The sequence below is a fragment of the Isoptericola sp. NPDC019482 genome (genome assembly GCF_040632295.1).
Lineage (GTDB): Bacteria > Actinomycetota > Actinomycetes > Actinomycetales > Cellulomonadaceae > Isoptericola.
Window position 1 is genome coordinate 25,378 of record NZ_JBEYBQ010000001.1, and the last position, 13,947, is coordinate 39,324.

The following is a 13,947-nucleotide window of genomic DNA, read 5'->3' on the forward strand; positions in this document are numbered from 1 at the left end:
ATGGGACGTCGTGAGCACCGAGCCCAGCCCCGCACCGCAGTCGTCGTCGGACGACGGCGGTGCGCGTCGTCCCCAGGAGCGGGGGCAGGGTAGGGGCCGAGGGCGGGGACGAGGGCGCGGTCGCGGACAGGGCCGCGGCCCCCGGCAGGCGGGCCCGCGCCGCGTCAGCCGCGAGCAGCTCGAGAAGGCCGCCGCGCTGCGCGCCGCCGTCGAGGTGCCGCCGATCGTCTACCCCGAGCAGCTGCCGGTCTCGGCGCGCCGGGAGGACATCGCCGCCGCGATCCGTGACCACCAGGTCGTCGTCGTCGCGGGCGAGACGGGCTCGGGCAAGACGACGCAGCTCCCGAAGATCCTGCTGGAGCTCGGGCGCGGCCGGAAGGGCCAGATCGGGCACACCCAGCCGCGGCGGATCGCGGCGCGCAGCGTCGCCGAGCGCGTCGCGGAGGAGCTGGGCACCGAGCTGGGCGGCGTCGTCGGCTATCAGGTGCGGTTCACCGACACCTCGAGCGAGGAGACCCTCGTCAAGGTGATGACGGACGGCATCCTGCTGGCCCAGATCCAGCGGGACCCGGACCTGCTCGCCTACGACACGATCGTCATCGACGAGGCGCACGAGCGGTCGCTCAACATCGACTTCCTGCTCGGCTACCTGTCCCGGCTGCTGCCGCGCCGCCCGGACCTCAAGCTTGTCATCACCTCGGCGACCATCGACTCCGAGCGGTTCGCGGCGCACTTCTCCCCGTCGCACCTCGCCGATATCGGGGGCGCGCCCGAGGCGGTCGTCGACGTCCTGCCGGACCACGCGCCCGTCGTCGAGGTCACCGGCCGCACCTACCCCGTCGAGATCCGCTGGCGCCCGCTCTCGCCCGACAGCGATCCGGACCAGCCCAAGAAGGCCAAGGGCGAGGAGAAGGACCTGGTCACGGGCATCGTCGAGGCCTGCGACGAGCTGATGCGCGAGGGCCCGGGCGACATCCTCGTGTTCCTGTCGGGCGAGCGGGAGATCCACGACGCCGCGGACGCGCTGGAGGGCCACCTCAAGGACCGCGTGCGGGACGCCAAGCGCCCCGACCACGTCGAGATCCTGCCGCTGTACTCGCGGCTGTCCGCGGCCGAGCAGCACCGCGTCTTCCAGTCGCACCCGGGCCGTCGGATCGTGCTGTCGACGAACGTCGCGGAGACGTCGCTGACGGTGCCGGGCATCCACTACGTCGTCGACCCGGGCACGGCGCGCATCTCGCGCTACTCGAAGGCGACCAAGGTGCAGCGGCTGCCGATCGAGCCGATCAGCCAGGCGTCGGCCAACCAGCGCTCCGGGCGCTCGGGCCGCGTGGCCGACGGCGTCGCGATCCGGCTCTACTCGCAGGACGACTTCGAGGGCCGGCCCGAGTTCACCGAGCCGGAGATCCTGCGCACGTCGCTCGCGTCCGTGCTGCTGCAGATGATCAGCGTCGGCGTCGTGACGACGCCCGACGACGTCGCGCGGTTCCCGTTCGTCGAGCCCCCGGACACGCGGGCGGTGCGCGACGGCGTGCAGCTGCTGACCGAGCTCGGCGCGCTGGAGACGAAGGACGGCGCGACGCGCCTCACCGACGTCGGCCGCACGCTCGCGCAGCTCCCGATGGACCCGCGCCTGGCGCGCATGATCATCGAGGGCTCGAAGCGCGGCGTCGCGCGCGAGGTCGCGATCGTCGCGGCCCTGCTGTCCATCCAGGACCCGCGCGAGCGCCCGTCGGAGTCCCGCGCGCAGGCCGACCAGCTGCACGCCCGGTTCACCGACCAGTCGTCCGACTTCCTCACCACGCTGAACCTGTGGGAGTACGTGCGCGGCCAGCAGCACGAGATGGGCTCGTCCGCGTTCCGCCGGATGTGCAAGGCCGAGTACCTCAACTTCCTGCGCATCCGCGAGTGGCAGGACGTCGTCGCCCAGCTGCGGGAGATGGCCAAGCCGCTCGGCATCGACATGTCGTTCAAGCCCCGGACATCGTCGTCGGTCGAGCCGGTCGAGGCCGAGCCCGACTACCGCCTCACCTGGGACGACGACACCATCCACCGGTCGCTGCTGGCGGGGCTGCTCAGCCAGATCGGCATGCAGGACACCGGCGAGATCAAGGCCTCGTCGGTGGCGCACCTGCGCGGCGAGGCCCGCGCCCGCGCGCTGCGGCAGGCCGCGAAGCGCGCCCGCAACGAGTACGTCGGCGCGCGCGGCGCCCGGTTCGCGATCTTCCCCGGCTCGCCGCTGAGCAAGAAGCCGCCGGAGTGGATCATGGCCGGCGAGCTCGTCGAGACGTCCCGCCTGTGGGCGCGCGACGTCGCCCGCATCAAGCCCGAGTGGGCCGAGGAGCTGGCCGGCTCCCTCGCCAAGCACACCTACTCCGACCCGCACTGGTCCACCAAGCAGGGCGCGGCCATGGCCACGGAGAAGGTGCTGCTGTACGGCGTGCCGATCGTCGCCGACCGCCCCGTGCTCTACGCCAAGGTGGACCCCGAGGCCGCACGCGAGATGTTCGTGCGGCACGCCCTCGTCGAGGGGCAGTGGACCACGCACCACAAGTTCTTCGCCGAGAACCGGCGCCTGCTCGCCGAGGCGGAGGAGCTCGAGGCGCGCTCGCGGCAGCGCGGGCTCGTCGCCTCCGAGGACGACCTCTTCGCCTTCTACGACGAGCGCGTGCCCGACGACGTCGTCAGCGCCGCCCACTTCGACCGGTGGTGGCGCACGGCGCAGCGCGAGACGCCGGACCTGCTGACGTTTACGCTCGACCAGCTGGTCGACGCCGACGCCGTGGACACGTCCGAGTTCCCGGAGACCTGGACGCAGGGCGAGGTCACGCTGCCGCTGACGTACCAGTTCCAGCCCGGCACGGCCGCCGACGGCGTCACCGTGCACGTGCCGCTGTCGATCCTCAACCGGGTCGCCCCCGAGGGCTTCGACTGGATGGTGCCCGGCCTGCTCGACGAGCTGTGCGTCGCCACCATCAAGTCGCTGCCGAAGGCCGTGCGCGTGCAGCTCGTGCCCGCGCCCGACGTCGGGCGCGCCGTCGCCGGCTGGCTGCGCGCGAACACGCCGTCGTGGGAGGACATGACCCGCGCCGGCGACATGGCCGAGCCGTTCCACGTCGCGTTCGCGCGCGCCGTCCGCGCCCTGCGCGACGTCGTCATCCCCGACGACGTGTGGGACGCCGAGCGCGTCGAGCGGCTGCCCGCCCACCTGCGCATGACGTTCCGGGTCGAGGACGCCGCTCCCGCGGGCTCGAAGGACACGGCGAAGGGCGCGGCGAAGGGCAAGGGCCGCGGCAGGGGAAAGGCCCGCCGACCCGCCGCCGCGCCGCTCGACGAGTCCAAGGACCTGCTGTCGCTCCAGAGGCGGCTCGCCGCGCAGGCCGAGGCCGCCGTCCGCGCGGCCGTGAAGGGCGCCGTCGGCCTGGCGCTGGAGGAGGCGCGACGGAACGCCGGCGCGCCGGCTCCGGTCGCGACACTGACCCCCGGCCGTCCCGCGCGCACCGCGCCAGCGCCGTCCGCGACCGGCGGCACGAGCGCCGTCGTCCCCGAGCGGACGGCCCTCACGACGTGGCCCGACGGCCTGCCGGACGGCGCGCTCCCCGAGAGCGTGTCGACCGACCTCGGCGGCGGGGTGGTGGTGCGCGGGTACCCCGCGCTCGTCGAGGAGGAGGACGCGAAGCGCGCGCCGGCGGTGGCGCTGCGCGTGCTCGCCGACGCGTCCGGTCGCGACGCCGCGCACGCGCGCGGGGTGCGCCGCCTGCTGCTCGCGGAGACGGCGCTGCAGACGGGCCGCATCACGTCCCGGTGGACGTCGAAGCAGTCGCTGACGCTCGCGGCGGCGCCGTACCGGAACACCGAGGCGCTGGTCGCCGACCTGCAGCTCGCCGCCGTCACCGCCCTGACCAGCCCCGACGCCGCGAAGGCGCCCGGCACCCCGACGGGCGGCCCGGTCGCTGTACAGATCCGCGACGCCGAGTCGTACACGGCGGCCCGCGAGTTCGTCCGCCGCCACCTGGAGGACGAGGTGCACCGGATCGTCGGGCACGTCGTCGCCGCGCTGGCCGCCTGGCGCACGGTCGAGGGCGAGGTGCGCGCGTCGTCGTCCCTCGCGCTGCTCAACACGGTGCAGGACATCCGCGACCATGTCGCGGGCCTCGTCCACGACGGCTTCGTGTCCGCGACGCCACCGAGGCGCGTGCCGCACCTGGTCCGCTACCTGCGCGCGGCGTCGTACCGGCTGGAGAAGGCGCAGACCAACCCGGCGCGCGACGCCGAGCTCGCCTGGCGCGTGCACGACGTCACCGAGGCGTACGACAAGGCCCGCGCCGCATACGCCGCCGGCCCCGCCGACCCGGCCCGGGCGGCGGAGCTGGCCGACGTGCGCTGGCTGATCGAGGAGCTGCGCGTCTCGCTGTTCGCGCAGCAGCTCGGCACGGACGGCGCGGTCAGCGAGAAGCGCATCCGCAAGGTGCTCAGCCCCGGCGGCTGGTGACCAGCGGCCGGTCGTCGGACCGGCCCGCGGCATGCACCGGCTTCTCGGTCAGCAGCAGGACGCCGGTGACCACCAGCGCGAGCGCGGTCAGCCCGTGCACGGCGAGGGCGGTGACGACCGACCCGCCGGTCGAGAGGATCAGCGCGGCGTCCGTGAGCGGGACGACCGCCCAGAGGGTCAGCACCCACCCGAGCGCCCGGCGCTGCCCCGTGAGCAGGAGCGCGAGCGGGACCAGCCCGGACGCGAGGTCGCGGGCGCCCTTGGTGGCGAGGAACGTCGCGGCGTCGCCCTCGGGCCAGACGGCCATGCCGAACTGCGGCGCCGTGGCCGCCGGGAAGAGCAGGTAGCTGATCCCGACGTAGCCGATGCCGACGGCGAGCAGCACGGTGAGCGTGGTGGCGAGGTGCTTGCGGAACATGGCGGTCTCCAGGTCGGTGCGGGTGGGGTGCGGCGGGGTCGGGTGGAGCGGGTCAGCGGCGAGCGAGCGGCCCGAGGACTCGGACGGCGGCGCGGGTGATCGGCGACGTGGGCCGCATGACGTCGCGGTAGGCGTGCAGCACGCCGGCGAGCGGGACCAGCCCGGCCCGGCCCTCGCGCTGCAGCCGGTCCATCGCGGTGAAGAGCTCCTCGACGCGACCGGCGGGGGTGCTGAGCCAGCGCAGCACGGCCGGCTCCGCGCCCGGGTTCCACATGTGGTGCGCGGTGCCGCGCGGGACGACGAACGACTCGCCCGCGGCGTAGTCGCGCTCGTGGTCGGCGAACCCGACCCGGATGCCGCCGGAGAGCACCGTGAACTCCTCGTCGTGGTGCGGGTGCACGTGCTTCGGGGGCCGCTCGCCGCGCGGCTGGTACGTCGCCTCGACCTCGAAGCGGTCGGCCGTGCTCTCGAGCACCTGCAGCGACTCGGACCCGTTGAGCGTCAGCGTGGTCATTACTCCTCCTCAAGTTACTTGTGTACGAGTGACTTGAGTTGAAGGTAGACCGCAAGTAACTCGCGCGCAAGCTAAAGTGGCGGGGTGGACGACAACGACCGCATCGACGCCCTGGTCCAGCAGTGGGCCGACCAGCGACCCGACATCGACCGCGACACGATGGCGCTCCTCGCCCGACTGACCCGCGCGGCCGCGCTCGTGGACGCCCGGACCGAAGGAGTCGCGGCGGGCTACGGCGTGAACCGCGGCGACGGCGACGTGATGTTCGCGCTACGCCGCGCGGGCGAGCCGTACCGACTCTCCCCCACCGCCCTCGCCCGGGCGCTCCTCATGACCACGGGCACGATGACCGGTCGCCTCGACCGGCTGGAGAAGCGCGGCTGGATCGTCCGCGTGCCGAGCGCCCACGACCGGCGCAGCCTCGACGTCGAGCTCACCCCCGAGGGCAGGCGCCTGGTGGACGAGGCCGTCACGAAGCACGTCGCCGAGCAGACCGACGCCGTCGCCCCGCTCACCAGCCGTGACCGCGCCGACCTCGACCGCGTCACCCGCAAGCTCGTCACGCACCTCGGCGACAGCTGATGCCGCACGCACCGCTCCACGAGCTGCTCTGGCTCACCCCGACCGAGGCGCTCGCCGTCGTCATCGGCACCGCGGGCATGTACGGCGCGATGGTGCTGCTGGTGCGCGTGCTCGGCCCGCGGATGCTGTCCGCCATGTCCAGCTACGACCTCGCCGCGGTCATCGCCTTCGGCGCCATCCTCGGCCGGGCGTCGCTCGGCGAGGTCCCCGTGCTCGGGGGCGGCCTGGTCGCGCTCGCGACCCTCGTGGTGCTGCAGGCCGCCACGGGCGCGGTCCGTGTGCGCCGGGCCGGAGCCCGAGCCGTGGCCACCCCGCCGGTCCTCCTCATGGCCGACGGCGAGATCCTCCCCCGGCAGCTCCGCCGCGCCCATCTCACGGCCGACGAGCTGCGCTCCCGGCTGCGGCTCGCCGGCGTCCGCGCGTACGGCGAGGTCGCGGTCGCGCTGCTCGAGCCGACGGGAGCGATCAGCGTGCTGCGGTCCGGCGTGCCGATCGACCCCCTGCTGCTGAGCGGGGTGGTGGGCGCCCATCACGTGCCGGAGCGCCTGCTGGCGTCGATCAGCGACACCTCCGGTCAGCAGGCGTCGTAGACGTGTCCGTCCTCGCCGACGGCGACGAGGTCCCGGTCGCGCAGGATCGTGAGCGGGGCGCGGTCGTCGCGCGCGCAGACGTCGTCGAAGGTCAGGCCCGCGTCGTCGAGGGCGTCGGGGTACTCGACCTGTAGCACGCGGCCGCCGTAGACGTCGGTGTACGCGGCGCACTCGTCCCACGCTGCGCACTCCTCGGTGACGGCGAGGTCGAAGCCGAGCTCGTCGTGCGCGACCCGCGTGATCTCGGCGGCGTTCTTCTGCGCGACGGCGAGCCCCGCGCCGTGCGCCAGGTCGACGTACTCGCGGGCCAGCGCGTACGCGCCCGCCTCGTCGATCTGGTCGAACCGCGTCCACGTGTCGAGGTTGTCGAGCTCGACGGCGTCGAACCCGTCCGCCGCGCACCCCGTCACCACCGGCCCGAGCACCTCGAGGATCCCCGCGCGCTGGTCGGCGGTGGACGGGTCCAGCACGTGCTCGTCCGGCCAGTCCGGGTCGACGACGAGGTCGCCGTCCGCGTCGTGCAGCAGCAGCTCCTCGCGGTCCGCCCACAGGTCCGCCTGGTCGGGCTGGGTCTGGAAGCCGTTGACGTAGCAGATGCTGTACGCGTCGGGCAGCGGGTCGGCCGTCGCGTCGCGAACGACGACGTCGATCGCCGTCGGGCCGTCCCCGCCGTCCACCTCGTCGTACGCGCCGCCGAGCTGATAGTCGAAGGTGCCGCTCGTGGGCGGCAGCGAGACCTCCGACGGCGTCCCGGGCGGCGCGGCCGAGGACGCCGACGACGACGCCGGCCCCGGGGCGCACGCCCCTGCCGTCACGAGCACGAGCACGCAGACCGGCGTGAGCACCGCCGTCGTCCGCCGATCCGTTCCGAGCGCCACCGCCCGAGTATCACCTGGCCGCCGCGACCCGGGCGCGCCTACGGTCGGCCCATGCCGCTGCACGACGACGAGGTCCAGGTCACCGCCGACGACGTCCGCCGCCTGGTCGCGGCGCAGCACCCGCGGTGGGGGTCGCTGCCAGTGACGCCGGTGCGGGAGTCGGGCACCGACCACCTGCTGTTCCGGCTGGGCGACGAGCTCGTGGCCCGGATGCCGAAGGTCGCGTGGGCGACCGAGCAGGCGTCGTCCGACGCACGATGGCTGCCCCGGCTGGCCCCGCACCTGCCGCTGACGGTGCCAGCGCCCGTCGCCGTCGGCGAGGCCGACGACCGCTACCCGTTCCCCTGGTCGGTCGTGCCGTGGCTGCCCGGCGCGGCGACGACGGACCCGCTCGACCCTGCCGCCGCCCCGAACCTGGACCCCGGCGCCGCGGCCGCCGACCTCGGCGCGTTCGTCGCCGCGCTGCGCGCCGTCGACCCGACGGACGGCCCGGTCAAGGACGGCACCGGTCGCGGCGTCCCGCTCGCCCGCCTGGACGACGACGTCCGCCGCGCCACCGCCGAGTCCGGCGACCGCGTCGACGGCCCCGCCGTCCTCAAGGCGTGGGACCGCGCCCTGGAGGCGGCGACCGATCCCGTGCCCGGCACCTGGCTGCACGGCGACCTCATGCCGGGCAACCTGCTCGCCGACGGCGGGCGGCTCACCGCCGTCATCGACTGGGGCGCGCTCGGCGTGGGCGACCCGGCGGCCGACCTCCCGCCCGCGTGGTGGCTCTTCTCCGGCCGCGACCGCGACGCGTTCCGCGAGGCGGCCGGCGCGGGCGCGGGCGGAGACCTCGACGCCGGCGCCTGGGAGCGCGGGCGCGGGTGGGTGCTGGTGCAGGGGATCATGGCGCTGCCGTACTACTGGGACCGCTGGCCCGCGTTCGCCCGGGCGTCGCAGCGGCGCGTGGCGGCCGCCGTCGCCAGGTGAACGCGAGCCCGAGCCGGTCAGGGTTCCTCAGGATCGAGGTACTCAGGGTCGAACGGGGGGACCACCCGATACCGAACGCGTGGCGCCGCTCGTACCGTCGAAGCATGACCACACCGACCTCGACCCCCTACGTCCAGCCCGCCCCCACCCCGAAGCGCAAGCTGTTCCGCCCCAAGCACGGCCGCGTGCTCGGCGGTGTCTGCGCCGGTCTCGCCGACTACCTCGGCTGGAGCCGCGGCCTGGTCCGCGTGCTCTCCGTCGCGTCGATCCTCATCCCCGGCCCGCAGGTGCTCGCCTACATCGTGCTGTGGATCCTCATGCCCGACGAGGACAAGGCCCTGCGCACGGCCTGACCTCGCGCCCGCGACCCCACGAGGAGGAACCGTGGAGCTCACCCTCGAACGCGGCGACCTGACCACCGCCGCCACGGACGCCATCGTCAACGCCGCGAACTCGTCGCTGCTGGGCGGCGGCGGGGTCGACGGCGCCATCCATGCCGCCGCGGGCCCGCGTCTGCTGGAGGCGTGCCGCGAGCTGCGCCGCAGCCCCCTGCCCGACGGCCTCCCGGTGGGCGACGCCGTCGCGACGCCCGGCTTCGACCTGCCCGCCGCGTGGGTGATCCACACGGTCGGCCCGAACCGGCACGCCGGCCAGACCGACCCCGCGCTGCTCGCCTCCTGCTTCACCCGGTCGTTGGACGTCGCGGCCGACCTCCGCGCCCGCACCGTCGCGTTCCCCGCTGTGAGCGCGGGCGTGTACGGCTGGGCGCCCGACGACGTCGCGCGGATCGCCCTGGAGGCCGTGCGGTCGTGGGACGACGCCAACCCGTCCGCCATCGACGAGGTCCGCTTCGTGCTCTTCAACGGCCCGGTCCTCGCGGCGTTCGAGGCGGCGCTCGTCACGTCCTGACCTGCACGGACGGTTGTCCACAGGCGGCCGTCCACACCCTTGTCGCGACGGTTCGACCTCGCTAGGGTCGAACACATGTTCGACTCGACGATGCTCGCGCACGACCCCGCTCCGGCCGGGCCGCCGCTCGCGCACGTGTCGGCGGCGATCGGCGACGTCGTGGAGCTCCAGCAGCAGATCGACGCGCTCGAGGCGCGCAGGCTCGTCGCCACCGAGCGTGCCCGGGTCACCGCCCTGCGCGCGGAGTCGGCGCTGCTGGCGCACGACGACGTCGCGCTGAGCCGCGCGGACACGGAACGCCGCCGCGAGCTCGCCCGCCGCGCCTTCGCCGCCGACCTCGCGACCGCGCTGCACCTCACCGAGCAGGCGGCCGCCCACCTGCTCGACACCGCGCGCACCCTGGTGGTGGAGCCCGGGGCGCCCGGGCACGCGACCCTCGACGCCCTGCGCCGCGGGCGCCTCACGCTGGCGCACGCCACCGCCGTCGCAGACACCCTGGCCGACCTCCCGGACCCCGGCGCGCGTGCGCTGGTCGAGGCCGCCGTGCTGGCCCGCGCCACCACCTGCACCGTGCCCCAGCTGCGCCGACACCTGCGGCGCGCCCGGGACGTCGCCCACCCGGAGCCGTTCGTCGAGCGGCATCGCCGCGCGACGGAGTCGCGGGCCGTCTACGTCGACCCCGGCGCCGACGGCATGGCCTGGCTCACCGCGCACCTGCCCGCGCACGTCGCCCACGCCGCCTTCGACCGGCTCACCAGGGGCGGCAGGCGCGCACAGGAGGCCGCAGACGGCCGCACCCTGGCACAGCTGCGCGCCGACGCGCTCGGCGGCCTGCTCCTCGCCGGCGCGGACACCCCCACCGACACCCACGGCACCAGCACCGGCGCGCGGAACACCGACACCACGGTTGGCGCGCGGAACACCGCCACCACGACCGGCCCGCAGGTCACCGATCTCCCGACCGGCGACCGGAACTCCGTGCCCGACCCGGCCTGGATCACGCGCCGCATCGTCCCGACCGTGCGGGTCACGGTGCCGGTGCTGTCGCTGCTGGGCGACTCCGACGCGGCGGCCGACCTCGACGGGCACGGGCCGGTGGACGCGGTGACGGCGTCCACGCTCACAGCCGCTGCCCCGTCGCTGCGGCGGTTGCTCGTCGACCCGGTCGACGGCCGTGTGCTCACCACCGACCCCGGCACGTACACCGTCCCCGCGGCGCTGCGCGACTTCCTCCGCGCGCGCGACGGCGTCTGCCGCTTCCCGGGCTGCACGCGCACGGCGGCGCGCGCTGCGACGTCGACCACGTGGTCGCCTGGTCCGACGGCGGGCGCACCGTCGCGGACAACCTGACCCACCTCTGCCGCCACCATCACGTGGTCAAGCACCAGTCGGTCTGGCGGAGCACGCTCGGTCCGGACGGCGTGGTCACCTGGACCTCCCCGACCGGGCGGACGCACCACGACCCACCAGCAGATCCCGCCGGCCCCGGAATGCTCGATCGTCTCGAGCCCGACCATCCGTCCTCCGAAAGCCCCGAGACCGCACCATCTGACGGTGGCGTACCGGAACCCTGACGGCGCGCCGGCGGACGAGAGGCGGTGCACGCGGACGGCTCCGGGGAGGGCGCTGCAGTCGCCGCGACGCGCGCGCCGAGGCCGCGTCAGCGCTTCGGGTAGCCCGCCTGCGGCTTGTCGGCGTCGAGATCCTCGACGTCCTCGAAGTGGGTCTGCTCGTGCTTCACGGTGCGGTTGTACAGCCAGGTGATGAACGACAGCACGACGCCGACGGCGATGAGCCCGCCGGCGATGACGTACTGCTCCTGCTGCGCCTCGCTGCGCGCCCACGGGCCGGCGAGGAAGGCGCACGTGACGGCGCCGAGCACGGCGATCCACGTCTTGGTGCGGAAGTGCTCGTGCTGCACGGGCTTGCGGCGCAGCACCAGCAGCGCCACGTTCACCACCGCGAACACGGTGAGCAGCAGCAGGGACGTCGTCCCGCCCAGCAGGCTGATCGCGTCCGACCCGGCCTCGGTCGCGCTGGCGCGGACCACGTAGATGATGAGCCCGAACGAGATGAGCGTGGTGACGATGATCGACACCCACGGCGTCTTGCGGGTGCGGTGCACCCTGCCGAAGCTGCGCGGCAGCACGCCCTGGTGCGCCAGCCCGTACAGCAGCCGCGACGCCATGAGCATGTTGATGAGCGCGGAGTTCGCGACGGCGAACATCCCGATGAACGGGAAGATCGTGTCGAACGGCAGTCCCGGCGCGCCGGCCGCCACGACCTGGGTGAGGGCGGACCCCTTCGCGTCGTCGGCCAGGTCGCCCACCGGCACCAGCGCCACGGCCGTGATGGCGACCAGCACGTAGATGAGCCCGGTGATGGACAGGCCCGTGAGCATGGTGCGCGGGAAGTCCTTCACGGGGTCGCGACACTCCTCGGCCATGTTCACGGAGTCCTCGAAGCCCACCATCGCGAAGAAGGCGAGCGTGGTCGCCGCCGTCACCGCGAGGAACACGCTCTTGTCGTCGGCGCTCTCGAAGACGACCACGCGGGAGAAGTCGGCCCGCCCCTGAGTCATGCCCCACAGGCCCACGAAGATCACCATGAGCAGGCCGGACAGCTCGACGAGCGTGAGCACCACGTTCGCCTTGACGCTCTCGCCGACGCCGCGGAAGTTCACCAGCGCCACCAGCGTCATGAACCCGAGCGCGATCAGCAGCAGGCCCGCGCCGCCGGTCTCCAGCCCCAGGCCGAAGCCGTCGTTGAGGAAGCCGGCGAACGCGTTCGACGCCGTCGACGCCGAGGTGATGCCGGAGCACATCACCATGAACGCGATGATGAACGTGACGAAGTGGATGCCGAACGCCTTGTGCGTGTACAGCGCGGCTCCGGCGGCCTGGGGGTACTTGGTCACCAGCTCCAGGTAGGAGAAGGCGGTGAGCGTCGCCACCAGGAACGCGATGAGGAACGGGGCCCAGGCGGCCCCGCCCACCTCGCCGGCCACCTGCCCCGTCAGGGCGTAGACGCCGGTGCCGAGGATGTCGCCGACGATGAAGAGCAGCAGCAGCTTGCGGCCCATCACCCGCTTGAGGCCCGGTTCGGGGGCGGTGCCGCCCGCACCGCCGTCGGCCTGGTCGATCGTCTGGCTCATCGCGACCTCCTGGATCCTGGGTGGACCGTCGTTGGCACCACCTCATGGAACCGCGCCGAGACGTGACCTGCATGGGCGGCGCGCGGGCGGGCAGGGCAGAGTGGGCCCGCAACGAGGTCTCGCACGGTGCGGGTGCAGGGGGCAACCGGACTGACGAGGAGCATGCGGGTGCGACGAACGGTGGTCACGGGTGCGGGAGCGGTCACTCCTGTCGGCGGCACGGTCGACGAGACGTGGTCGGCCCTCCAGGCGGGTGTGAGCGGGGCCGGCGCGATCACGGAGGAGTGGGCCGGCACGCTGCCGGTGCGCATCGCCGCGCGGGCGGACGACGCCTTCGCCGAACGGTTGAGCGTGCCCGAGCGGCGTGCCCGTGACCGGGTGGAGCAGCTGACGCTGGTCGCGGGGCGCGAGGCCTGGGCGTCGGCGGGTCTGGGAGTTGTGGACCCCACCCGGCTCGGCGTGTCCGTGGGCACGGCGCACGGCGGCATCGCCACGACCGTCGCCATGCAGGACACGCTGGGGGCGGCCGGTTACCGCCGCGTGTCGCCGTACACGATCACCATGGCGATGGCGAACGGGCCTGCCGCGTACCTGTCCCTCGACCTGGGAGCCAAGGCCGGGGCCCGCGCGCCGGTGAGCGCGTGCGCCGCGGGGGTCGAGGCGATCGGGCAGGGCCGCGACCTGATCCGCTCCGGGGCGGCCGACGTCGTCGTCTGCGGCGGGGCAGAGGCCAGCATCGTGCCCCTGTCCCTCACCGGGTTCGGCCGCGTCCGCGCCCTGTCGACCCGCAACGACGAGCCCCTGCGCGCCTCGCGCCCCTTCGACGCCGGACGCGACGGCTTCGTCATGGGCGAGGGCGCCGTGCTCCTCGTGCTCGAGTCCGAGGAGCACGCCCGCGCCCGGGGCGCGACCGTCATGGGCTCCGTCGACGGCGTGTCCCTCACCTCCGACGCGTACGACATCGTCGGCGGCGACCCGGACAACCAGGCCCGGACCATCACGCTCGCGCTGCACGACGCCGGTCTCGAGCCCGGCGACATCGGGCTGGTGCACGCCCACGCGACGTCCACCCCGGCGGGCGACGTGACCGAGGCCCGCGCGCTGCGCGCCGCCCTCGACAGCCCGCCTCCCGTGACCGCCACGAAGGCGTCGACCGGCCACCTGCTCGGTGCGTCCGGGGCCCTCGGCGCGCTGGTGGCGCTGCTGGCGCTGCGCGACGGCGTCGTGCCGCCCACCCTCAACCTCGACTCGCTCGACCCGGAGGTCGACCTCGACGTCGTCACCGCGCCTCGTCCGACGACGGCGCGCCACGCGCTCGTCGACGCGTTCGGCTTCGGTGGGCACAGCTCCGCGCTGGTGCTGTCCCGGGAATGAGGCCGACGTAGCGATGCCTCCCCGTCCTGCGGCAGGACGGGGAGGGATCGCTACGTCACCGGAG

The 13,947-nt window shown here is 74.3% G+C and carries 13 protein-coding genes; 9 read left to right on the top strand and 4 right to left on the bottom strand.

Translation table 11 applies throughout. The features are described 5' to 3' along the window. The first annotated feature begins 10 nt into the window (after window positions 1-10). On the top strand, window positions 11-4,492 hold the full coding sequence (gene hrpA, locus ABZ493_RS00115; RefSeq protein WP_430580150.1) for an ATP-dependent RNA helicase HrpA: 4,482 nt from the start codon (window positions 11-13) through the stop codon (window positions 4,490-4,492). Here the strand turns inward: hrpA and ABZ493_RS00120 are convergent. Both ABZ493_RS00120 and ABZ493_RS00125 read right to left on the bottom strand, forming a co-directional pair. Next, window positions 4,473-4,910, bottom strand: coding sequence for a DUF4267 domain-containing protein (locus tag ABZ493_RS00120; RefSeq protein ID WP_430580151.1), 438 nt, complete (start codon window positions 4,908-4,910; stop codon window positions 4,473-4,475). The genes hrpA and ABZ493_RS00120 overlap by 20 nt on opposite strands. Window positions 4,911-4,962: 52 nt before the next feature. Further along, the gene (locus ABZ493_RS00125; RefSeq protein ID WP_430580152.1) at window positions 4,963-5,424 is read right to left on the bottom strand and encodes a cupin domain-containing protein; all 462 of its coding nucleotides are present in this window, start codon (window positions 5,422-5,424) and stop codon (window positions 4,963-4,965) included. Between the two features lie 84 nt (window positions 5,425-5,508). On the opposite strand from ABZ493_RS00125, the gene ABZ493_RS00130 reads away from it, so the two are divergent. Together ABZ493_RS00130 and ABZ493_RS00135 are read left to right on the top strand one after the other, a co-directional pair. Next, window positions 5,509-6,006: a MarR family transcriptional regulator gene (locus ABZ493_RS00130; protein ID WP_430580153.1), complete on the top strand. Its 498-nt coding sequence runs from the start codon at window positions 5,509-5,511 to the stop codon at window positions 6,004-6,006. Then, window positions 6,006-6,596, top strand: coding sequence for a YetF domain-containing protein (locus tag ABZ493_RS00135; protein WP_430580154.1), 591 nt, complete (start codon window positions 6,006-6,008; stop codon window positions 6,594-6,596). Before ABZ493_RS00130 ends, ABZ493_RS00135 begins: the two co-directional genes overlap by 1 nt. Here the strand turns inward: ABZ493_RS00135 and ABZ493_RS00140 are convergent. After that, window positions 6,581-7,474: an endo alpha-1,4 polygalactosaminidase gene (locus tag ABZ493_RS00140; RefSeq protein ID WP_430580155.1), complete on the bottom strand. Its 894-nt coding sequence runs from the start codon at window positions 7,472-7,474 to the stop codon at window positions 6,581-6,583. The genes ABZ493_RS00135 and ABZ493_RS00140 overlap by 16 nt on opposite strands. Window positions 7,475-7,525: 51 nt before the next feature. Here ABZ493_RS00140 and ABZ493_RS00145 point away from each other — a divergent pair, with 51 nt between their 5' ends. The 5 genes from ABZ493_RS00145 (at window position 7,526) to ABZ493_RS00165 (ending at window position 10,929) form a co-directional block, all read left to right on the top strand. After that, on the top strand, window positions 7,526-8,446 hold the full coding sequence (locus ABZ493_RS00145; RefSeq protein WP_430580156.1) for an aminoglycoside phosphotransferase family protein: 921 nt from the start codon (window positions 7,526-7,528) through the stop codon (window positions 8,444-8,446). Window positions 8,447-8,550: 104 nt separating this feature from the next. After that, entirely contained in the window at window positions 8,551-8,799 is a 249-nt protein-coding gene (locus ABZ493_RS00150; RefSeq protein ID WP_430580157.1) for a PspC domain-containing protein, read from the top strand. Window positions 8,800-8,830: 31 nt separating this feature from the next. Further along, window positions 8,831-9,355 carry an O-acetyl-ADP-ribose deacetylase gene (locus ABZ493_RS00155; protein ID WP_430580158.1) on the top strand — a complete coding sequence of 175 codons (525 nt, stop codon included), beginning with the start codon at window positions 8,831-8,833 and terminating at the stop codon, window positions 9,353-9,355. Window positions 9,356-9,430: 75 nt separating this feature from the next. After that, window positions 9,431-10,705 carry a DUF222 domain-containing protein gene (locus ABZ493_RS00160; protein ID WP_430580159.1) on the top strand — a complete coding sequence of 425 codons (1,275 nt, stop codon included), beginning with the start codon at window positions 9,431-9,433 and terminating at the stop codon, window positions 10,703-10,705. Next, window positions 10,660-10,929 carry an HNH endonuclease signature motif containing protein gene (locus tag ABZ493_RS00165; RefSeq protein ID WP_430580160.1) on the top strand — a complete coding sequence of 90 codons (270 nt, stop codon included), beginning with the start codon at window positions 10,660-10,662 and terminating at the stop codon, window positions 10,927-10,929. The genes ABZ493_RS00160 and ABZ493_RS00165 overlap by 46 nt, the downstream gene beginning before the upstream one ends. 86 nt (window positions 10,930-11,015) lie before the next feature. On the opposite strand, the gene ABZ493_RS00170 is transcribed toward ABZ493_RS00165, so the two are convergent. After that, window positions 11,016-12,509: an APC family permease gene (locus ABZ493_RS00170; protein ID WP_430580161.1), complete on the bottom strand. Its 1,494-nt coding sequence runs from the start codon at window positions 12,507-12,509 to the stop codon at window positions 11,016-11,018. A gap of 162 nt (window positions 12,510-12,671) precedes the next feature. On the opposite strand from ABZ493_RS00170, the gene ABZ493_RS00175 reads away from it, so the two are divergent. Continuing rightward, window positions 12,672-13,883 carry a beta-ketoacyl-[acyl-carrier-protein] synthase family protein gene (locus ABZ493_RS00175; protein WP_430580162.1) on the top strand — a complete coding sequence of 404 codons (1,212 nt, stop codon included), beginning with the start codon at window positions 12,672-12,674 and terminating at the stop codon, window positions 13,881-13,883. Window positions 13,884-13,947 lie beyond the last annotated feature (64 nt).